General features: G+C 66.9%; 16 protein-coding genes. 9 read left to right on the forward strand and 7 right to left on the reverse strand.

The genetic code is table 11. The features are described 5' to 3' along the window. Nucleotides 1-197 precede the first annotated feature (197 nt). A complete protein-coding gene (locus ACXMYJ_RS22050; protein ID WP_443188285.1) occupies nt 198-956 on the forward strand; it encodes an SCO6745 family protein in 759 nt (252 codons plus the stop codon). Nucleotides 957-1,176: 220 nt separating this feature from the next. Then, nucleotides 1,177-2,001, forward strand: coding sequence for an alpha/beta fold hydrolase (locus tag ACXMYJ_RS22055; RefSeq protein WP_443188286.1), 825 nt, complete (start codon nt 1,177-1,179; stop codon nt 1,999-2,001). 92 nt (nt 2,002-2,093) lie between these two features. On the opposite strand, the gene ACXMYJ_RS22060 is transcribed toward ACXMYJ_RS22055, so the two are convergent. Further along, the gene (locus tag ACXMYJ_RS22060) at nt 2,094-2,729 is read right to left on the reverse strand and encodes a trimeric intracellular cation channel family protein (RefSeq protein WP_260756007.1); all 636 of its coding nucleotides are present in this window, start codon (nt 2,727-2,729) and stop codon (nt 2,094-2,096) included. A 61-nt stretch (nt 2,730-2,790) separates the two neighbouring features. Between ACXMYJ_RS22060 and ACXMYJ_RS22065 the strand changes: the two genes are divergently transcribed. Next, nucleotides 2,791-3,144: a YidH family protein gene (locus ACXMYJ_RS22065; RefSeq protein WP_260756006.1), complete on the forward strand. Its 354-nt coding sequence runs from the start codon at nt 2,791-2,793 to the stop codon at nt 3,142-3,144. A 1-nt stretch (nt 3,145) separates the two neighbouring features. After that, nucleotides 3,146-3,487: a DUF202 domain-containing protein gene (locus ACXMYJ_RS22070; RefSeq protein WP_260756005.1), complete on the forward strand. Its 342-nt coding sequence runs from the start codon at nt 3,146-3,148 to the stop codon at nt 3,485-3,487. Here ACXMYJ_RS22070 and ACXMYJ_RS22075 read toward each other — a convergent pair. From ACXMYJ_RS22075 to ACXMYJ_RS22095, 5 genes are read right to left on the reverse strand one after another with little or no spacing between them, the layout of a single operon-like run. Next, a complete protein-coding gene (locus ACXMYJ_RS22075) occupies nt 3,480-4,826 on the reverse strand; it encodes an MBL fold metallo-hydrolase (RefSeq protein WP_260757869.1) in 1,347 nt (448 codons plus the stop codon). The two genes, ACXMYJ_RS22070 and ACXMYJ_RS22075, sit on opposite strands and share 8 nt — an antisense overlap. A gap of 27 nt (nt 4,827-4,853) precedes the next feature. Further along, nucleotides 4,854-5,267, reverse strand: coding sequence for a DUF302 domain-containing protein (locus tag ACXMYJ_RS22080; RefSeq protein ID WP_260756004.1), 414 nt, complete (start codon nt 5,265-5,267; stop codon nt 4,854-4,856). A gap of 22 nt (nt 5,268-5,289) precedes the next feature. Next, a complete protein-coding gene (locus tag ACXMYJ_RS22085) occupies nt 5,290-5,559 on the reverse strand; it encodes a metal-sensitive transcriptional regulator (protein ID WP_260756003.1) in 270 nt (89 codons plus the stop codon). A 58-nt stretch (nt 5,560-5,617) separates the two neighbouring features. After that, nucleotides 5,618-6,493 carry a sulfite exporter TauE/SafE family protein gene (locus ACXMYJ_RS22090; protein WP_260756002.1) on the reverse strand — a complete coding sequence of 292 codons (876 nt, stop codon included), beginning with the start codon at nt 6,491-6,493 and terminating at the stop codon, nt 5,618-5,620. Further along, nucleotides 6,490-7,059, reverse strand: a complete 570-nt coding sequence (locus ACXMYJ_RS22095; protein WP_260756001.1) for a rhodanese-like domain-containing protein — start codon at nt 7,057-7,059, stop codon at nt 6,490-6,492. Before ACXMYJ_RS22095 ends, ACXMYJ_RS22090 begins: the two co-directional genes overlap by 4 nt. 200 nt (nt 7,060-7,259) lie before the next feature. Here ACXMYJ_RS22095 and ACXMYJ_RS22100 point away from each other — a divergent pair, with 200 nt between their 5' ends. Genes ACXMYJ_RS22100 through ACXMYJ_RS22120 form a run of 5 tightly spaced genes read left to right on the forward strand, consistent with a single transcriptional unit; the run spans nt 7,260 to nt 12,442 of the window. Beyond that, nucleotides 7,260-8,639, forward strand: a complete 1,380-nt coding sequence (locus ACXMYJ_RS22100) for an MBL fold metallo-hydrolase (protein ID WP_260756000.1) — start codon at nt 7,260-7,262, stop codon at nt 8,637-8,639. 16 nt (nt 8,640-8,655) lie between these two features. Then, a complete protein-coding gene (locus ACXMYJ_RS22105) occupies nt 8,656-9,855 on the forward strand; it encodes an NAD(P)/FAD-dependent oxidoreductase (RefSeq protein ID WP_260755999.1) in 1,200 nt (399 codons plus the stop codon). A gap of 49 nt (nt 9,856-9,904) precedes the next feature. Then, complete coding sequence (gene trxA / locus ACXMYJ_RS22110) at nt 9,905-10,279, forward strand: thioredoxin (RefSeq protein ID WP_260755998.1); 375 nt, start codon at nt 9,905-9,907, stop codon at nt 10,277-10,279. A 30-nt stretch (nt 10,280-10,309) separates the two neighbouring features. Continuing rightward, a complete protein-coding gene (locus ACXMYJ_RS22115) occupies nt 10,310-10,789 on the forward strand; it encodes a DUF309 domain-containing protein (protein ID WP_260755997.1) in 480 nt (159 codons plus the stop codon). Between the two features lie 51 nt (nt 10,790-10,840). Beyond that, nucleotides 10,841-12,442: an FMN-binding glutamate synthase family protein gene (locus tag ACXMYJ_RS22120; protein WP_260755996.1), complete on the forward strand. Its 1,602-nt coding sequence runs from the start codon at nt 10,841-10,843 to the stop codon at nt 12,440-12,442. Nucleotides 12,443-12,466: 24 nt separating this feature from the next. Here the strand turns inward: ACXMYJ_RS22120 and ACXMYJ_RS22125 are convergent, their stop codons facing one another. Continuing rightward, the gene (locus ACXMYJ_RS22125) at nt 12,467-19,309 is read right to left on the reverse strand and encodes an Ig-like domain-containing protein (RefSeq protein ID WP_460358875.1); all 6,843 of its coding nucleotides are present in this window, start codon (nt 19,307-19,309) and stop codon (nt 12,467-12,469) included. Between the last annotated feature and the right edge of the window lie 841 nt (nt 19,310-20,150).

Below are 20,150 nucleotides of genomic sequence, written 5' to 3' on the forward strand. Positions count from 1 at the left end.
ACCAACAGGAACAACCCGATACCGAGATCGGGCGATCAGCCACGCCCACTGGGACCTATACATCAGCTCAAAGCCTCACAACCAGATTCAACCCCACACCAACCGCCGATCGGTGTATCCAGGCTAAGTGACAACGCCGTCAAGGGCAGGTGCGCCGGAGGTGACCGCACCTAAAGGGCAGCGCTAACCTTCCGGACATGACTGATGCCACGCTGACCGATTCCGTTGCGAGCGCGGGGGCCGCCGTCGAAAAGGCGGTTGCGGTGTTCATGCTGCATCCCGAGACCTTCGGCGGGAGCGTCGCAGCCGGCTACCAGAACCCGCTGGCGGGCTACATCGCCGGGCGCGGCGGAGTGCTGGGCGAGGCCACCGGCAGGACGGTGGCCGCGGTGTTCGCCGTCTTCGAACCGACCGGTGTGGCCGCGCTGTGGGACGAGGGTGTCGCGGTGCGCGGCGCAGCCGGCGCGGCGCAGACCTACTGGGAGCAGACCGCCGAGTTCGGGCGCAAGTACCTGTCCGGCGCCTCCGGGCTGGACCGCATCGCGGCGCTGGGGGAGAAGCTCATCGCGGCGACGCCGATCGCGGCCCTACCGCTGTTTGCCGGCTGGCGTGAGATGCCGTTGGCCGAGGACGCCCCCGCCCGGGCGCTGCAGGTGATGTTCGTGCTGCGGGAACTGCGGGCCGGGGTGCACTTCAACGTCCTGTCGCTGTCGGGGATTACACCGATCGAGGCGCACATGCTCAACAAGGGCCCGCAGTACGCGGCGATGTTCGGCTGGCCCGAACCGTTCGCCGACGGTGCGGACAAGAAGGATCGGTACGACGAGATCGAAGAGGCGACCAACCGGCGGATGGCCGACCTCTTCACCGAGGCGCTGGACGCCGAGGAGGCCGCCGAGTTCGCCCGGCTCGCCACCGAGGCGTTGGCGACCTTGAAGGCCAACGTGCCGGCCTGACCTAGCCTGCCGCGGTCGCCACGGCGGCGCGCACAGTCGGCCGTAGCGTGTGGCACAGAACGAAAGCGCCCTCCAACGCGGTGAGCGTGATCATCGCCGGCCGCCGGCTCTCCTCTTCGCCGACACCGACCAGGCCGAACCGTGCCGCGAGACCTGTCGCGCATCGAGTGCCGGAAGCATACCGTTTCGGTAGGTAGAACGAGCTATCCAGGAGGGGCGAATGCGCACCGTCGACGTGCCGGCTGGATCGATCGCCTACGGAGACACCGGAGGGGACGGACCGGTCCTGGTGTTCGGACACGGGCTGCTCATGGACGGGCGGCAGTGGCGCAAGGTCATCCCGCTGCTGCCGGGCTACCGGTGCATCACGCCGACCCTGCCACTGGGTGCGCACACGATGCCGATGGTTGACGACGCCGACCTCACACAGACCGGCGTCGCGGGCATCCTCGCCGACTTCCTCGATGCGCTCGACCTCGACGATGTGACCCTTGTCCTCAACGACTGGGGCGGAGGACAATTCGTGATCAGCGAAGGTCGCGACGAGCGCGTCGGGCGACTGGTGCTCGCTTCCTGCGAAGCCTTCGACAACTTCCCGCCCGCGCCGGCCCGCCCCGCCGCACTGCTGTGCCGACTGCCCGGCGGTGGCTGGGTACTGAGCAGGCTGCTCGGCACCCGTTTCTTCCGACACAGCCGCCGGGCGTACGGAGCGATGGCCAAGAACGGGATCCCGGACAGTCTGTTCGACGAGTGGTTCGGTCCCGCCGCGCGCAACGCCGCAATACGTCGCGACCTGGTCAAGTTCGCCACGGGCGCGCCCCCGCGTCGCCGCCTACTCGAAATGTCACAAAAATTGGCGGGTTTCGGTCGGCCGGTGCTCGTCGTGTGGGCGCGCGAGGACCGGATGATGCCGCTCGCGCATGCCGATCGGCTGGTCGAGCTCTATCCCGACGCGCGCAAGGTGATCGTTGACGACTCCTGGACGTTGATACCCGAGGACCAACCGGCGATCATGGCGCAGCTGCTGCGGGACTTCGTGGGCTGACCCATCGCGAGCAGACACAAACTCGCATCATTTCGGCGTCTCCCGTGCGAGTTTGTGTCTGCTCGCGATACTCACGGCGGCGGCGCACACGGCTAAGACGGATTCGAAAAGCCCGGTGGCCGAGGCGCGTTGAGCTGGTAGCGGACGCCGAGCATCCTAATCACGAAGCACACCGCCGCCGCCCCGAGCGCGGCGGCCAGTCCATAGACATCCAGGCCGATGGCCGCCACGGTGATCGCGGCGGCCACCAGCGCCGGAATCGCGTACAGCTCGCTCCGCAGCACCGTCGGGACCTGCCCGACCAGGGCGTCACGAATGGTGCCGCCGCCGACCGCGGTGATCACGCCGAGCAGCACCGCGGGGCCGGCCCCGAGGCCGAACTCCACCGCCTTGCTCGCGCCGATCACGGCGAACACGCTCAACCCGACGGCGTCGAGGATCGTGATCGACATGCCGAGCCGGTCCAGCCAGTGATTGAGCACGAACGCGATGAGCGCACCGCAGACCGCGAGGGTGAAGTACGGCCAGTACAGGAACGTCGCCGGCGGCACCGCGCCGATCAGCACATCGCGGATCACCCCGCCGCCTAACGCGGTCATCATGCCGAGGGTCACCACGCCGACCACCTCGAGATGGGTCACCCGCAAGGCCGTCAGCGCCCCGTTCAGCCCGAACACGAACGTGCCGGTCAGGTCGAGCGCAAACAACAGCGGCGGTTGGGTGCTCACCCGTCCTGCCTATCACGCGGGGCCCGTACGCTGAGCAACGATGCGGGAGGGAGGCGATGCGATGAGCTCCGGCGAGGAGGAACCGGACTACCGCTTCACGCTGGCCAACGAGCGCACCTTTCTGGCGTGGATCCGCACGGCTCTGGCGTTGATCGCCGGCGGCATCGCCGTCGTCCAGTTCGTGCCGTCGTTCGGGATCCCCGGCGTGCGGCACGGTCTCAGCGTGGTGCTGACCGCCGGCGGCGGGGTGCTGGCCGTATTGGCCGTGCGCCGCTGGCAGCGCGTGCAGGCGGCCATGCGCCGCGACGAGGAGCTGCCGCCGACCCATACCCCGGTGCTGCTCGGCGGCGCGATCTTCGTCGTGACGCTGGCGGTCCTCGCGGTGCTGGTGATCTGGCCGCCAACCGGACAGTGAGATGCCCCGCCGCGAACCCTCCAAACCGGGCCTGCCCGCCGAGCGCACGTTGCTGTCTTGGGAGAGAAGCTCATTCGGTTTCCTCGTGGGTGGAGCCCTGGTGCTGTTGCGTCAGCACGGGCCGCTCGGGCCCGGACGGATCCTGCTCGCCGTCACCGCGGCGCTGCTCGCACTGCTGGTGCTGGCGCTCGGCTACCGTCGGTCGCGGCAGATCAGGGACAGCCCGGTCGTCGCCGGCCGGGTGGTCACCGGGGCCCCGCAGGCGGAGGTGCTGCTGATCGGCAGCGCCACAGTGGTTTTCGCTGCCGCCGTCGTCGGCGCATTGTTGTTCGCGATCAACTGACCAGACCGAGTTTCTCTGCCTGGTCGAACGCGTCGTCGACGAGGACCACCGTGCGGCCGGGTCGGTCGATGATCGAGGCGGCGATCGAGGAGCGGTATCCGGACGCGCAGTGCACCCATACCTCGCCGTCGGGGACATCCTGGAGGCGCTTGCTCAGCTCGTGCAGCGGAATGTTGACCGCGCCGGGGATGTGCCCCTCGGCGAACTCGCCGCTCTGGCGGACATCGAGGACGGCCGGTCGCCTCTCCCGGATGGCCTCGCCCAGCGCGGCGAAGTCGGAGACGCGGTAGGACCGCAATGGCGTGCCCGCGGCCAGCGCGCGGATGTCGCCGACTGCGGAGCCCGTGAGGTTGTCCACCCCGATGCGGGCGAGTTCTCTTCGGGCATCGGCGATCTGGTCGACATCGTCGCCGATGAGCGTCAGCGGTGAGCCCCACGAATACAGCCACCCCAGATAGGTGACGAAGGACTCCGACAACTCGAAGCCGAGCGTGCCGCCGAGATGCCCGGCGGCGAACGCGGTGCGGCTACGCAAGTCCACCACCCATTCGCGGGCTTCGATACGGCGCCGCAGTTCGTCGGGATCGACCGGTTCGGGCAGCGACAGGTCGACGGGCTCCGGGCCGGCGGTGTTGATGACGCCCATGTGCGCGTAATACGCGGGATAGGCGCCCAACCCGGCGATCAGTTCGTCGACATAGCTCTGCTCGTCCCGGGTGAGCGCCGGATTGGTCTGGCGTTGATCGGCGATCGTGGAGGAATCCCCGCTGGCCGGGGTGGCCGAGCAGAAGCTGCCGAAGCCGTGGGTGGGGTACACCTGGGCGGTGTCGGGCAGTTCGGCGGCGAGCCGACGCACCGAATGGAACTGTGCGTGGCTGAGTTCCTGGGTGTGCTCGGCGCCGAGCAGGTCCGTGCGCCCGGTGGTGCCGTGCAGCATCGACCCGCCGGTGAATACCCCGACCACCGAATCACGGGAATCGCGCGCCACGTAACTGACGTGGTGATGGGTGTGGCCGGGAGTGTGCATCACCTGCAGCCGGACCGGGCCGGCGTCGACGACGTCACCGTCGCTCACCGCGCGGCGCCGGTATCCCACGTCATCCCCGGCGGGCACCACGTACTCGGCACCGGTGACGCGGGACAGCTCCAGGCCGCCGGTCACATAGTCGTTGTGGATGTGCGTCTCGAGAACATGGGTGATCTGCACCCCGCGCTCGCCGGCCAGATCGAGCACCCGGTCGATGTCGCGTTGCGGGTCGACCACGACGGCGGTGCCGTCGGCGCTGATCAGGTAACTCCGATCACCCAGGCCCGAGGTCTCGATGATGGTGACCTCCACGGCGGTGTCCATGTCGAATCGACGTTCCTATCGGTCGTCGGTGGACTGCAGTGCCTCGATCGCGGCCCGCAGCTTGGCGGCGGCCTCGTCGGCGACCTCGCGCAGGCCCGGTTGATCCGAGACCTGGACCATGATCTGTGGGTCCATCGCGTCGACGATTACCGTATCGTCGCCGCCCGATGTGTCGGCGCGGACGGCGACGTTGCAGGGCAGCAGCAGTCCGATCTGGCGGTCGGCGTTGACCGCGCGATGCGCCAGCGGCGGATTGCACGCGCCGAGGATCAGGTAGTCCTCCATGTCCTCGCCCAGCTTCGCCTTCAGGGTGGCTTTCATGTCGATCTCGGTGAGCACACCGAAACCCTGGTCCACCAACGCTTTCCGGGTGCGTTCCACCGCATCCTCAAACGTTGTGTGCAGCGTGGTCGACAATGCGTAGCCCATGATTTTTCCGATCTGTTGGTTTTCAGGCCAGAGCCAGGAACAGCTTCTCCAGCTCGGCCTCGGACATCGGCTTCTGGCCGTCGGCGGCTTCTCCGGTCAGGCATTCCCGCAACCCGGTGGCGACAATCTTGAAGCCGGCCTTGTCCAGCGCTCTAGACACCGCCGCCAGCTGCGTGACGACGTCCTTGCAGTCCCGGCCCTGTTCGATCATCGAGATCACCCCGGCAAGCTGACCCTGCGCCCTGCGCAGCCTGTTGAGCACCGCGGCGATCGCGTCTTCGTCACCAACCATGGCGCATCTCCTTTCATCGGACGTTACAGCGATGGTACCCGCGGGGGTATTCCCCGCGTCACGCCGGCGCGCCCCCCGAGGCCCCGATGCCGGTGATCCGGCGCAGCGGGCAATGCCCGTACCGGCTGCAGGCGAACGTCATGAGCGCGGCGACCGCGGTCGATGCCGCCGCGGCGATCCCGACGCCGATGTGGATCTCCTGGGCCAGGATCACCGAGGACATCACCAGCACGAACCAGCCGAACGCCTTGCGCAGCGAATCGGGGTTGACCATCGCGGTCAGCCGCGCGCCGATCAGTGCGCCCACCACGGCCGCGGCCGTCACGGCCAGCGCCACCGTCCAGTCGATCTGCACGCTGGACAGATATCCGCCCAGACCCGCGAACGACTTCATCGCGATCACGATCAACGAGGTGCCGACCGCGACCGGCATCGGCAGTCCGCCGAGCAGCGCAAGGGCGGGTACCACGAGGAAGCCGCCACCGGCGCCGACCAGGCCCGTGACCAGGCCGACCACCAGGCCCTCGGCGAGGATCTTGGGAACGGGCAGCCGGTGGGTGCCCTCGGCGGTGTGAACGTTCTTCCGCCCGCGCAGCATGGCGACAGCGGTGGCGATCATCATCAACGCGAAGCCGATGAGCAGCACGGTGCCCGGGATGAAGCGGGCCAGCAGGCCACCACCGTAGGCGCCGGCCATACCCGCGGCCCCGAAGATCAGCCCGGTGCGCCATTGCACACACCCGGCCCGGGCGTGTGAGACGGCGCCGATGGCACTGGTGACGCCGACGACCAGCAGTGAGGTGGCGATGGCCTGTTTGGCGTCCATGCCGGCCACGTAGGCCAGCAGCGGGACGGTCAGGATCGAGCCGCCGCCCCCGAGCAGTCCCAGCGCGACGCCGACGAACACGGCTAGGCCGATGGCGAGCGCGATCATCGCTCGACCAGCTGGCTGACGATGGTCTGGGCGTCGCACGAGGCGCCTCGGTTGTACGGCAACTTCGACAGCAGCATGCCCATCGCGCAGGTGTTGGACACGCCCGCGAACGTCAGTCCGCCGCCGACCGCGCCGGCCACCCACTTCAGCTTCGGGGCGGCGATGCTGCCCAGGATGGTCGACAGCACGATCGAGCCGGCCACGAACCGGACCTGACGCTCCAGATCCCAACGCGCAGCGCCGCGGTTCACCGCGAATCCCTCAGCCTCCCAGGCGGTGATTCCGCCGTCGAGGATGTGCATGTTCGACAGGCCGGCGTTGCGCAGAGTCTCCTCGGCCTGGGCGGCGCGCTGGCCGGACCGGCAGACCAGGACCACGTCCTCGTCGAGGTGCTTGATGATCCCATCGCGGTGCTCACGCAGCAGGTCCAGCGGCACGTTGTAGGCCCCGGCGATATGGGCGGTCTCGAACTCGCCCGGGGTGCGCACGTCGAGCACCCGCGGCGGGGCGGCCGACCCGAGCATCCGGTTCAGGTCGTGGGAATCGATGGTGGCGAGTGCGGTCATTCTTCGAGTCCTTTCCTCGGGAGCGGCTCGACCTATCGATACCGCCGGGGGTATGTTGAGGGCCATGGTACACATACCCCCAGGGGTACAGACCAGATGGAATTTTTATACCCCATGGGGTACTTGACATACCCATAGGGGTATCGGCAGTCTGGGATGCAGAAGGTCGGACCCACCTACCGAATGAGAGGACCACCGTCATGAAGTTCATCCAGTACTACCTGGACTGCCTGTCCCACGCGTCCTATCTGATCGCCGACGAAACCACCGGGCGAGCAGTCGTTGTCGACCCGCAGCGGGACGTGGCCGAGTACCTGTCCGACGCCGAGGAGTTCGGCTACACGATCGAACTCGTGATCGAGACGCACTTCCACGCCGACTTCCTGTCCGGCCACCTGGAGCTGGCCAAGGCGACCGGCGCCAAGATCGTGTACTCCTCGGTCGCCCAGACCGAGTTCGACTCGATGGGCGTGGCTGACGGCGAGCGTTACTCGCTGGGCGAGGTGACGCTGGAGTTCCGGCACACTCCCGGCCACACGCCGGAGTCGATGAGCATCGTGGTGTACGAGCACGCCGACGACGAGGTGCCCTATGGAGTGCTGACCGGCGATGCGCTGTTCATCGGTGACGTCGGCCGGCCCGACCTGCTGGCCTCGATCGGGTTCACCCGGGAGGAGCTGGCCGAGAAGCTGTACGACTCGCTACACAACAAGCTGATGACGCTGCCTGATGCCACCCGGGTGTATCCGGCCCACGGCGCGGGCTCAGCTTGCGGCAAGAACCTGTCCACCGATCTGTGGTCGACGATGGGCGAGCAGAAGGAGACCAACTACGCGCTGCGCGCGCCCGACAAGGACACCTTCATGGCGCTGGTCACCGAAGGTCAGCCGCCGGCGCCGAGCTACTTCGTCTACGACGCGATCCTCAACCGTAAGGACCGGGAATTGCTGGACGAGACCAAGATGCCGGCAGCCATGACCTACGAGCAGGTGCGTGACGCGATGGCCGGCGGCGCGGTCCTGGTCGACGGGCGCGGACCCGAGGAGTTCGCGATGGGCCACCTGCGCGGCGCGATCAACATCGGGCTGGAGGGCCGCTACGCCGAGTTCGCCGGATCGGTCGTCCCCACCGACGTCGACATCGTGCTGTTCACCGAACCGGGCCAGGAGCTGGAAGCCAAAACCCGCCTCGCCCGCATCGGATTCGACCGGGTCATCGGCTATCTGGATCGCCCGTTCGAGGTGATGTCCGCCCATCAGGACGACGTCCAGAGGGCGTCGCGACTGACGGCCAAGGCCTTCGATCAGCGCGCCGCGGAACTGGCCGACCTGCAGGCCGTCGATGTCCGCAACCCGGGTGAGGTGGCCGCGGGGACCATCCCGGACGCGCTCACCATCCCGGTGGGCCAGCTGCCGGCCAGGCTGAGCGAACTGGATCCGGCCAAACCGACCGTCGTGTACTGCGCCGGCGGATACCGGTCCTCGGTGGCCGCAAGCCTGTTGCGGCGCAATGGTTTCACCGACGTCAGCGACATCCTGGGCGGATTCGGCGCCTGGGAAGAGTCCCGGCAGAACGCCTGAGTGGTGAGGAGAGATCATGACCACCGGCAGGCATCAGATCGTCATCGTCGGCGGCGGTACCGCCGGCATCTCGGTGGCGGCCCGGCTGCTGCGCAAGGGTTACTCCGATGTCGCGGTCATCGAACCGTCCGACGTGCACTACTACCAACCGCTGTGGACGCTCGTCGGCGGCGGTCAGGCCAAGGCGGCGACGACCGCCCGGTCTGAGGCCTCGGTGATGCCCACCGGTGCCACCTGGATCAAAAACGCCGCAGCGACGATCGACCCCGACAACAACACGGTGAGCTGCGCCGACGGTGCGGTCTACGAGTACGACGTGCTCGTGGTCTGTCCCGGCATCCAGCTGGACTGGAACCGCACCGAGGGGTTGGCCGACGCGCTCGGCAAGGACGGGGTGTCCTCGAACTACCGGTTCGATCTGGCGCCGCGGACCTGGGAGTTCATCCGCGACCTGCGTTCGGGGACAGCGGTGTTCGCGATGCCGTCGGGTCCGATCAAATGCGCCGGCGCGCCGCAGAAGATCGCCTACCTGGCCGCCGACTACTGGCGGGCCCAGGGCGTGCTCTCCGACATCGACGTGCATCTGGTGTTGCCGACGCCACGGCTGTTCGGCATCCCGGCGATCGCCGACAGCCTCGACGCGGTCGCCGCGGACTACGGCATCACCGTGCACACCGACGCGGAGGTGACCTCGGTCGACCCCGCGGCGCACAAGGTGGGCGTGACCCGCGGCGGGGACGGCGGCTCCGGGACCGTGCTGCCCTACGACGTGCTCCACGCCGTACCCCGGCAGTCTGCCCCGGACTGGATCAAGTCCGGCCCGCTGTCGACCGGCGATGCAAACGGATACGTGGAGGTCGACAAGCACACCATGCAACATGTGCGGTACCCCAACGTGTTCAGCCTCGGCGACGCCGGATCGTCCCCGAACTCCAAGACCGGGGCCGCGATCCGCAAGCAGGCGCCGGTGGTGGTCCAGAACATCGACTCCCTGCTGACGGGCCGTCCACTGACCGCCTCCTACAACGGCTACGGATCATGTCCGATCGTCACGTCCTCGCACGCGATGCTGCTGGCGGAGTTCGACTACGACCTCAACCTCACGCCGTCGTTCCCGCTGATCAACCCGACCAAGCCGCACCGGGGCTACTGGTACCTGAAGAAATACGGCCTGCCGTTCATGTACTGGAACCTGATGCTCAAGGGCCTGGCCTGACGGTTCGATCCCCACTGCCACACACGGACACTCGAGAAAGGAAACGTCAATGGCGACCACAAGCCTGACCTACGACGACTTCGAGTCCACCATCACCGGCAACGCGATTGTGCTGGTTGACTTCTGGGCCTCATGGTGCGGCCCGTGCCGCGCGTTCGCCCCGGTGTACGAGCGGTCATCCCAAGCGCATCCCGAGGTCGTGTACGCCAAGGTCGACACCCAGCACGAACGCGACCTGGCCGCCACGCTGGAGATCACGTCGATCCCGACCGTGATGGCCTTCCGGGACGGCGTACTCGTCTACCGGCAGGCCGGCGCCATGCACCCCGCGGCGCTGGAGGACCTGATCGACCGCGTCAAGGCGCTCGACATGGATGATGTCCGCGCCAAAATCGCCGCCCGCAAGGCCGCCGCCCAGGTGTAGCGGTGGAGGTTGCGGGGGCATCATGTCCCCATGGTCGAACGCACCCGCGACGAAGCAGGCCGGCCCCGCAACGCCCGTCCCCGGGACGCGCTGGGCCGGCCGCTTCCGCCGGGCAGCGACGGCGTGCCCCGCATCCCGGACGATCTCGCGCTGCCGCCTGCCCAGTCCTTGGCCTACGCCCAGGACCTGCTGAACAGGGGCTTGGCCTTCAACGCCCACGAGGTGCTGGAGGCGGCGTGGAAGAACCGCCCCGAGGATGAGAGGCCGCTGTGGCAGGGACTGGCCCAGCTCGCCGTCGGCATCACCCAGATCCAGCGCGGCAACCCGGCCGGGGCATCGGCATTGCTTCGCCGCGGCGCCGGCCGCTTGCAGGAGGTCGGCGCGCCCGCACCGCATTCGGTGGACGTCGACGGACTGCTCGGCTGGGCCGCCCACCTGATCGGCGCCGTGGACGCGGCAGCTGAGATCTCACCGTCGCGCCTGAGGCCGATGTTGACACGGTCCGGCTAATCGATCACTGACATGGACCGCCGGGGTGGTCCGTGTGGCAGTGTTGGTCCCATGAAGAAGCGGACGCTCGCCGCACTGGCTCCGGCCGCGGCTCTGGCCGGCATCGCGGTGCAGGACCTGCTGCAGAAGGAGCACGCCCTCCGCCACAATTTCCCGGTCATCGCGCGGATGAGGTATCTGCTGGAGTCGGTGGGCCCGGAGCTGCGCCAGTACATCATCACCAGCAACGATGCGGAGCGGCCGTTCAGCCGCGATCACCGGCGCTGGGTGTACACCTCGGCGAAGAAGGAGAACAACTACTTCGCCTTCGGTACGGACAACGACACGGAGAACGCCGCGTACCCGATCATCAAGCAGGCGACCTTCTCCGATGTCGTGCCCGCATCACCGATCCACGGCCGCGACATCGAGGTCCCCGGCGCCAAGGTTCTCGGCGGGCCCCGCGGACGCCGGCACGCCTTCCGCCCGGCCTCGGTGGTCAACGTGTCAGCGATGTCGTTCGGCTCGCTCAGCCCCCAGGCCATCGAGGCAATGAACAAGGGCGCCAAAATCGCCGGCTTCTGGCACAACACCGGCGAGGGCGGCCTGTCGGACCACCACCGCCAGGGCGGCGATCTGGTGTTCCAGATCGGCACCGGCTACTTCGGCTGCCGTGACGAACACGGGAACTTCGATCTGAACCGGCTGGTCGAGGTCGTCGGCTCCGGACCTGTGCGCGCCATCGAGATCAAACTGAGCCAGGGCGCCAAACCCGGTCTGGGTGGCCATCTTCCGGGCGCCAAGGTGAACGCCGAGATCGCCCGGATCCGCGGCGTGGAGCAGGGCAAGGACGTCGCGAGCCCGTCCCGGCACACCGCGTTCAACAACGTCGACGAGATGCTCGACGTCGTGGAGCGGATCGCAGACGCCACCGGACTTCCCGTCGGCATCAAGTCTGCGGTGGGGGAGCTGGGCTTCTGGGAGACACTGGCCGACCGGATGGAGGACGGGCAGCGCGGCGTCGACTTCATCGCGATCGACGGCGGTGAGGGCGGAACCGGCGCGGCGCCACTGGTTTTCGCCGATCATGTGTCGTTCCCGTTCCGGATAGGCTTCTCCCGCGTGTTCGGCCTGTTCGCAGAGCGCGGCTTGTGTGACCGTGTCACGTGGATCGGTTCGGGCAAACTAGGGCTGTCCGCCAATGCGATCGTGGCCTTCGCCTTGGGGGTGGACCTGATCAACGTGGCGCGGGAAGCGATGCTGGCGATCGGGTGCATCCAGGCGCAGAAGTGCCACACCAATCGCTGCCCGACCGGCGTGGCCACGCAGAACCCCTGGCTGGCAAGCGGATTAGACCCGGAACAGAAGTCACACCGGGTGGCCAACTACGTCATGACCCTCCGGCGTGACCTGCTGAAGGTTTCGGAGGCGGCCGGTGTGCGCCACCCGGCGATGCTGAGCCCGAACCACGTCGAGATTCTCGACGGCGACCGCGGGCACCGGCCGCTCGGCGATGTGTACGGCTACCGGGAATGGTGGGGAGTACCGGGTCCGGAGATCGTCGCCGAGATCGACGAGTACATGCGCCGCTACGACGACCGGCCCGGCACCCATGAGGTCGTCGAGCACGCACCGCTCAAGCTGGCGGCTGAGCCCAATCAGGCGACGGAGTAACAGAACTCAGGCCGCCCGGCGTCCTCAGAAGTCCCTGTCAGCGGTTCCCGACTCGGTGGCCGGTGCGCCTGAGAGGGCGTTGCCCGCAAGGTCCTTCGGCGTCGTCGACGGCGTCCAGACCATGGTTCCGGTTCCCAGTGCGATGTTGCGGCCGGCGCCGAGGAAGATGGAATCGTAAGTGCCCAGCACGATGGTGATCGTGCTGCCGCTCATCGTCATCGTGGACGGGCTGCCGGAAGCGCCGAATGTGATGGTGCCGCCGAGCAGCCCGGTGACGTAGTCGTCGCGGCCCAGGTCGAGGGTGCCCAATGGCAGCAGACTGCTGTTGGCCGAGTCGTAGACCTGGAGGGTGTCGTTGCCGCCCAGCAGGCCGAGCAGGATGTTGCCGTCGTAGGCCCGGACGACGACGTTTCTGGATGTGCCGTTCCAGCCGGACAGGATCGAAGCGGGATCTATCGGCTCGCTGAAGGTGTAGGTGATGCTGTCGCCTTGCTGTAGAAGCCCGTTGGTGCCGCCGCCGTTGGAGGTCTGAACCCCGACCGCCGCCGGCGCCACGTTGTCCATGACCGTGATGCTGACGGCGGCGATATTGCTGTCCGCAGCACCGTCGTTGAGCCGGTAGGTGAAGCTGTCGGCGCCGTGATAGCCGGTGTTCGGGGTGTAGGTGAAGGTGCCGTCGGCATTGAGGATCAGGGTGCCGTTGGCGGGGCCGGTGACCACCGTGGCGGTCAGCGCGGTCTTGGGATTGTCGACATCGGTGTCGTTGTTGAGCACGTTGCCGCTGACCGCGATGTTCTGGTTGGTGGTGACGGTGTCGCCGGTGGCGACGGGGGCGTCGTTGACGGCGTTGACTGTGATGCTCACGGTGGCCACCGTGCTGGTGGCAGTGCCGTCACCGGCGGTGTAGGTAAAGCTGTCGGTGCCGTGGTAGTTGGCGTTCGGGGTGTAGGTGAACGAGCCGTCGCTGTTGAGGGTCAGGGTGCCGGACGTGGGTCCCACGACCATGGTCGCGGTCAGGGCGTTGCCGTCGGCGTCGACGTCGTTGGTCAGCACGTTGCCGCCCAATGGCGTGTCCTCGGCGGTGGTGTAGCTGTCGTTGACGGCCGCGGGTGCGTTGTTGACCGGGCTGATCGTGATGCTCACGGTGGCAAAGGAACTGGTGGTGGTACCGTCGTTGACCGTGTAGGTGAAGGTGTCGATGCCGTTGTAGTTGGTGTTCGGGGTGTAGGTGAAGGTGCCGTTCTCACTGAGGGTGAGGGTGCCGTGCGCGGGCCCGTTCACCAGGGTCGCTTTCAGCATGTCGCGGTCGACGTCGGTGTCGTTGGCCAGGACGTTGCCCGTGAGGGGGGTGTCTTCGTTGATGGTGTAGCTGTCGTTCACGGCTGCGGGGGCGTCGTTGACGGCGGCGATGGCGATACTCACGATCGCGGTCCTGCTGTTGAGCGCGCCGTCGTTGATCGTGTAGGTGAACACGTCGGTGCCGTGGTAATTGGCATCCGGGGTGTACTCGAACGACCCGTCGGCGTTGAGGGTCAGGGTGCCGTGCGCCGGTCCGGTGCCCACCGCCGCGGTGAGCGGGTTTCCGTCGGCATCGGTGTCGTTGGTCAGCACGTTACCGGTGAGCTTGGTGTCTTCGTTCGTGGTGTAGCTGTCGTTGACCGCGACCGGTGCGTCGTTGACCGGGCTGATCGTGATGCTGACGGTGGCAACGGAACTGGTAGCGGTGCCGTCGCCTACTTCGTAGGTGAAGGTGTCGGTGCCGTGGTAGTCGGCGTCCGGGGTGTAGGTGAAGGTACCGTCGCCGTTGAACGTCAGTGTGCCCCGGCCGGGCCCGGTCACCACCGTTGCGGTAAGCGGGTTTCCGTCGGCGTCAATGTCGTTGGTCAGTACGTTGCCGGTCAGCTGAGTGTCTTCGTTGGTGGTGTAGGCGTCGCCCGCGGCGACCGGTGCGTCGTTGACCGGCGCGACGGTGATGTTGACAGTGGCGGTGCTGCTGGCGGCCGCGCCGTCGCCGGCGGTGTAGGTGAAGCTGTCGGTGCCGTGGTAGTCGGCGATGGGGGTGTAGGTGAAGGTGCCGTCGGCGTTGAGCGTGAGCGTGCCGTTGGCGGGTCCGGTGACAAGCGTTGCGGTGAGCGGGTTGCCGTCAGCATCGGTGTCGTTGGCCAGGACGCTTCCGGTCAATGAGGTGTCTTCGTCGGTGGCGTAGCTGTCGTTGTCGGCGACCGGGGTGTCGTTCACCGGGTTGATCGTGATGCTCACGGTGGCAGCAGAACTCGTGGTGATGCCGTCGCCGGCCTCGTAGGTGAAGGTGTCGGTGCCGTGGAAATCGGCGTTCGGGGTGTAGGTGAAGGTGCCGTCGGCGTTGAGGATCAACGTGCCGTTGGCGGGTCCGGCCACCACCGTCGCTTGCAGCGCGTCGCCGTCGACGTCGGTGTCGTTGGCCAGGACATTGCCCGTCACCGAGGTGTCCTCATTCGTGGTGACGTTGTCGTGGATCGACACCGGGGCGTCGTTGACGGCGGTCACCGCGATCGTGACCAGTGCGGTGTTACCGGTCGTGGCTGCGTCCGAAGCCCGGTAGGTGAAGCTGTCCACACCGTGGTAGTCGGTGTCGGGGGTATAGGTGAAACTGCCGTCGGCGTTGAAGGTCAGCGTGCCGTGGGCGGGTCCGTCCACCACCGTCGCGGTCAGGTTGTCGCCGTCGACGTCGGTGTCGTTGGACAAAACGTTACCGGTGAAGGTGCCGTCCTCGGCGACGGTGTACGAATCGTTGCCGGCGACGGGGGTGTCGTTGACCGGGTTGACGGTGAAGCTCACGGTGGCCACCGAGCTGGTGAGGGTGCCGTCGGTGACGGTGTAGGTGAAGCTGTCGGTGCCGTGGTAGTCGGCGTTCGGGGTGTAGGTGAAACTGCCGTCGGCGTTGAGGATCAGGGTGCCGCGGGCGGGGCCGTTGACGAGGGACACGGTCAGCGAGTCGCCGTCCACATCACTGTCATTGGCGAGCACTCCACCGGTCAGGATGTGGTCCTCGTCGAATGTGAACGAGTCGTCGCCGGCGACGGGGGTGTCGTTGACCGGGTCGATGACGATGCTGACGGTGGCCACCGAGCTGGTGAGGGTACCGTCGGTGACGGTGTAGGTGAAGCTGTCGGTGCCGTGGTAGTCGGCGTGCGGGGTGTAGGTGAAGGTGCCGTCGGCGTTGAGGAGCAGGGTGCCGCGGGCGGGTCCGTCGACCAGGGACACGGTCAACGGGTCGCCGTCCACATCGTCGTCATTGGTGATCACCGTGCCGGACTGGACGGCGTCCTCGTCGATGGTGAAGAAATCACCGACCGCGGTGGGGGTGTCGTTGACCGGGTTGATGGTGATGCTGACGGTGGCCACCGAGCTGGTGAGGGTGCCGTCGGTGACGGTGTAGGTGAAGATGTCGGTGCCACGGTGGTCGGCGTGCGGGGTGTATTCGAACGAACCGTCGGCGTTGAGGATGAGGGTTCCGTGTGCCGGGCCGGTGACCAGCGTGGCGGTCAGGCTGTCGCCGTCGATGTCGGTGTCGTTGGTCAGCACATCGCCCGACAGCCCGGAGTCTTCGTCGGTGCTGAAGGAATCGCCGACGGCGACCGGCGCGTTGTTGACTGGCGTGACGGTGACGGTGACAGTCGCTGTCCGGCTGGTGAGGCGGCCGTCGCCGATGATGTAGGTGAATGAGTCCGTGCCGTTGTAGTTCGCGGCCGGTGTGTACACGAACGTGCCGTCGCCGTTCAACACCAGCGCACCGTTCGCCGGCGCGCTGACCAGAGACACGGTCAGTGAATCTCCCTCATCGTCAACGTCATTCGACAGCACGTTGCCGGCCAGGATGCCGTCCTCGACCACCGTGTAACTGTCGTCGTTGGCCACCGGCGCGCCGTTGACCGGTGCGACCACGATCACCACCACCGCCGGTGTGCTGACGGCCGAGCCGTCGGAAGCGAGGTAGGTGAACCAGTCCACTCCGCTGAAGTTCGCGTTGGGCGTGTACTGGAAGTTGCCGTCGGAGTCGAGAACCACGGTGCCGTTCAGGGGGCCGTCGGCCACAGACGCCGTCAGTGACTGGGATTCCACGTCACGGTCATTGGTCAGGACGTTGCCGGTCAGCACGGCACCTTCGTCGACGCTGTAGATGTCGTCACCGGTGACGGGAACATCGTTGACCGGGTTGATCGCGATGGTCACGGTGGCGGCGTTGCTCGTGGCGGTGCCGTCGCTGAGGGTGTAGGTGAAGCTGTCGGTGCCGTGGTAGTGGGCGGTGGGCGTGTAGGTGAACGAGCCGTTCGCATGGAGGACCAGCACACCGTGGCTCGGTCCGGATGCGACTGCGGCGGTGAGGGTGTCGCGGTCCGCATCCGCGTCGTTGAACACCACCGAGCCGGCCAGGATGGCGTCCTCGTTCATCGAGTAGGTGTCGTCATGGGCGACGGGCGCGTTGTTGACGGGGGCGATCGTGATCTGGATGACGGCGGGCGCACTGGAGACCGTGCCGTCGGAGACCGCGAACGCGAACCAGTCCGTCCCGCTGTACTGGGCATCGGGGGTGTAGATGAACGACCCGTCGGTATCCAGTGTCAGCGTGCCGTGGTTCGGGCCGGCGATGACCGTGCTGGTCAGGGTGTTGCCGTCGACGTCGATGACATTCACGGTGCCGGTGTAGCTGGTTCCCTCGTTGACGACGAACGACCCGTCATGCGCGACGGGGGCATCGTTGACCGGGGCGATCGTGATGGTGGCGGTGGCGGTGTCGCCGGCCGTTCCGTCGCTGAGGGTGTAGGTGAACGAGTCGGTTCCGTTGTAGTCGGCGAACGGCGTGAACGAGAACGTCCCGTCCGGATTCAAGGTGAGGTTGCCGTGGGCCGGCCCCGAGATCAGCGACACAGTCAGCGGATCGGCATCCACGTCGCTGTCGTTGCGCAGCACCGAACCGGTCAGGATGCCGTCCTCGTTGATGGCGAAGGAGTCGTCGCCGGCCACCGGCGCGTCGTTGAACGCGGCAACAGTGATCGTCACCAGCGTCGGTGCGCTGGTGAGCAATCCGTCCGAGGCGGCATAGGAGAAGTGGTCGATGCCGTTGAAGTCGGGGTCCGGCGTGTAGGTGAACGATCCGTCGGCATTGAACGTGAGGTCGCCGTGACTGGCGCCGGTCACGAGCGCCGCGGTGACAGCGTCGCCTTCGCGGTCGCTGTCGTTGTTCAGGACGTTCCCGGTGACCGCCATGTCCTCGGTCGTCGCGTAGGAGTCGTCGACGGTCGTCGGAGCCTGGTTGACGGGGGTGACGGTGATCGTCACGCTCGCAGTCGAGCTGAACGTGAGATTGGTTGCGGTGTAGGTGAAGTCGTCTGTGCCGCTCCAGCCGGGCCTCGGTGTGTAGGTGAACTCTCCGTTCGGCGTCAGCGTGACGCTGCCGTGGGAGGGACCGAATAGCAGTGTGGCGGTCAAGTTCTGATGGGTGGGATCGCTGTCGTTGGACAGCACGTTGCCCACCACTGCGTTGTTCTCGGCGGTCGCGTAAGAGTCGTTGTTCACCACCGGCGGGGCGGCCGGGGTGACGACGTTCAGGGTGATCCTCGCGGCATCGGTATGGCCCCGGTGCGGCCGCAGAAATCCGAACAGCCCGTGGAGGTGGAAGCGGCTACGGGCATCGCTTGCGGTGACGAAGAAATCGTCAGTGCCGGTGAAGCCCGCGTCGGGCGTGTAGGTGAACGTGCCCGTCGCCTGATCGACGGTCACGGTGCCGTGCTTGGGGCCGCCGGGGACACCGCGCGTCGGCACGAAGTAGGTTATCGCGTCTTCTTCGTAGTCGTAACCGTTGAACGAGATGGGGCCACTCGCCACGCCCGGGTCCAGCACGAGCGTCAGCTCCTGTGGCCGCACATCAGGGGTGCGGTTGAAGAACGTGCGCTGGATCTCGCGGTGAATCCATCCCAGCAGTGCCCACAGAAATGGGGGCCGTGCCGGTGCGACCGGCCCCGGCGCCACGAACGGGGACAACAGCGAGGAGACGAAGGCCTGGACGCTCCCGACCGCGGCGACCGGAGCGGCCGCGGAAGAAGACGCCGTGGCCGGCGGCTGGGATTCGTCGGTGAGACTTGTCTGAAAGATGTTGGTCCCGAAGTCTTTTCCGTCCTCGTCCAGGGCCGTTGCCTCCGGGTCGGCCGGTGAATCCAGCTCGACCGATGTGCCGGATGGATCCGAGGTCGCCGCGCCGGAGTCGTGCGATCCGGGAAGCGGCGCAACGTCGGCCGAACTTTCGGTGGACTCGGTGGACGCGGGCGCGCTCTGCGGCACGGGCTCCTGCTCGGCAGCCTCCGGTGCCGCATCGTCGACCGGCGGAACAGCCACCACTTCGGTCGACGGTTCGGTCTCCTCCTCGACATCCTGGGTCGGCTCGTCCACCGTCTCGGAGTCGTCGAGTTCGGGGTCGTCGAGTTCCGTGTCGGCCGTCTCCTGGTCGGCGGCATCGGAGTCGTCTGCGGTGTCTTCGGCGTCTCCACCGTCCTCGTCAGACACCTGGTCGGTCGACTCATTCGACGCTGTTGAAGACGACGGATCCTTCGACGAGGAGTCCTTGGATGCCGCGCCGGTGTCGGCGTGCGCTGCCCCGAGCCCGTGGCCTGTGGTGACCGCAGCGCCGACACCAAGAGCCACCGCCAGCACGCCGACCCGGCCGATGTACTTCGCGTAGGTGCTTGCGGTGAGCGGAGGAGCGGTCGAGGTGGAGGTGCCGCCTGCGAGGCGGAAGGTCGGGTAGGTCGCCTGTGCGTTGCTGGAGTTCTTCTGCTTCTGGTGGCGAGGTTTGCTCGGTACGGCATGCCGACGATGGGTTCCTGAGCCCATTTTGCAACCCTCGCTCGTCTGGCCCGCCCGGGCCGTCCTCTTGGCTCCGCACACGCCCATGACGGATCGAGACCGGACGTGCACTTCTAGCAAATTTGACTGCCAAGATAATAAGCAGCTCTTGGCGATCTTTGAAAGAGAAACAGCCAAAGTCGGCACTGGCGACTTAGGGGCCGCACAGCATGCCTCACGGTTACAAGCGTGAAGATTGAGCAAATAGACTACCGATGTCACCATATTCAGACGGCTTGAAATGCCGTCCGTATGGCAATGTTACGGAGGCTGACAGGAGGCCGATTAACCTCCTAGAATATGCACTGTATGTACAGCACAGCTACTAATTATCCGCCCCAAGGACGTGTTTTCTCAGCCGGGGGCGTCGGTTTGGCATACAAGGTTGCTGCTCTAATCGACTCGGGATGTGAGGGGCGTACTGTGCCGTATGCGGTGCCGGAACGTCAGGCAGCATTGCGCAGTGTCGCGACCATCTTGTCGCCAATGTCGGGTTGGGCGACGAGGTGGCACCTCGCGCGGCGACATCAGGAAGGGCCCCTTGCGAGGCACTATGGTCACGACCAGGGTGTGCTTAACCTTCGCGCCGTTGCAGGAACTCTCATAGCGGTCCGCGGTCGGCGGCGGGCACGTTCTCGCCCTGCGTGTAGATCGGTGCCACTCTTTGCGCCTCGACCCGATTGGGTTCGAGCACGTACCGCAACGACTGCGGGAATCGGTTCAGTGCACCGCGTTTGAGCGTCGGCACCGAGCAGCGCGGCGCGACCTCGCCGCAGTCGAGCCCGTGGGTGAGGACGTCATCAGGTCGGACCGCTCGACCGCGGCGGCC

The sequence above is a fragment of the Mycobacterium sp. ZZG genome, from assembly GCF_054786995.1.

Coding starts and splice junctions, on each gene's coding strand:
- ACXMYJ_RS22050 (WP_443188285.1), top strand. CDS start 198: ATGACTGATGCCACGCTGACCGATTCCGTTGCGAGCGCGGGGGCCGCC.
- ACXMYJ_RS22055 (WP_443188286.1), top strand. CDS start 1,177: ATGCGCACCGTCGACGTGCCGGCTGGATCGATCGCCTACGGAGACACC.
- ACXMYJ_RS22065 (WP_260756006.1), top strand. CDS start 2,791: ATGAGCTCCGGCGAGGAGGAACCGGACTACCGCTTCACGCTGGCCAAC.
- ACXMYJ_RS22070 (WP_260756005.1), top strand. CDS start 3,146: ATGCCCCGCCGCGAACCCTCCAAACCGGGCCTGCCCGCCGAGCGCACG.
- ACXMYJ_RS22080 (WP_260756004.1), bottom strand. CDS start 5,267: ATGGGCTACGCATTGTCGACCACGCTGCACACAACGTTTGAGGATGCG.
- ACXMYJ_RS22085 (WP_260756003.1), bottom strand. CDS start 5,559: ATGGTTGGTGACGAAGACGCGATCGCCGCGGTGCTCAACAGGCTGCGC.
- ACXMYJ_RS22090 (WP_260756002.1), bottom strand. CDS start 6,493: ATGATCGCGCTCGCCATCGGCCTAGCCGTGTTCGTCGGCGTCGCGCTG.
- ACXMYJ_RS22095 (WP_260756001.1), bottom strand. CDS start 7,059: ATGACCGCACTCGCCACCATCGATTCCCACGACCTGAACCGGATGCTC.
- ACXMYJ_RS22100 (WP_260756000.1), top strand. CDS start 7,260: ATGAAGTTCATCCAGTACTACCTGGACTGCCTGTCCCACGCGTCCTAT.
- ACXMYJ_RS22105 (WP_260755999.1), top strand. CDS start 8,656: ATGACCACCGGCAGGCATCAGATCGTCATCGTCGGCGGCGGTACCGCC.
- trxA (WP_260755998.1), top strand. CDS start 9,905: ATGGCGACCACAAGCCTGACCTACGACGACTTCGAGTCCACCATCACC.
- ACXMYJ_RS22115 (WP_260755997.1), top strand. CDS start 10,310: ATGGTCGAACGCACCCGCGACGAAGCAGGCCGGCCCCGCAACGCCCGT.
- ACXMYJ_RS22120 (WP_260755996.1), top strand. CDS start 10,841: ATGAAGAAGCGGACGCTCGCCGCACTGGCTCCGGCCGCGGCTCTGGCC.
- ACXMYJ_RS22125 (WP_460358875.1), bottom strand. CDS start 19,309: ATGGGCTCAGGAACCCATCGTCGGCATGCCGTACCGAGCAAACCTCGC.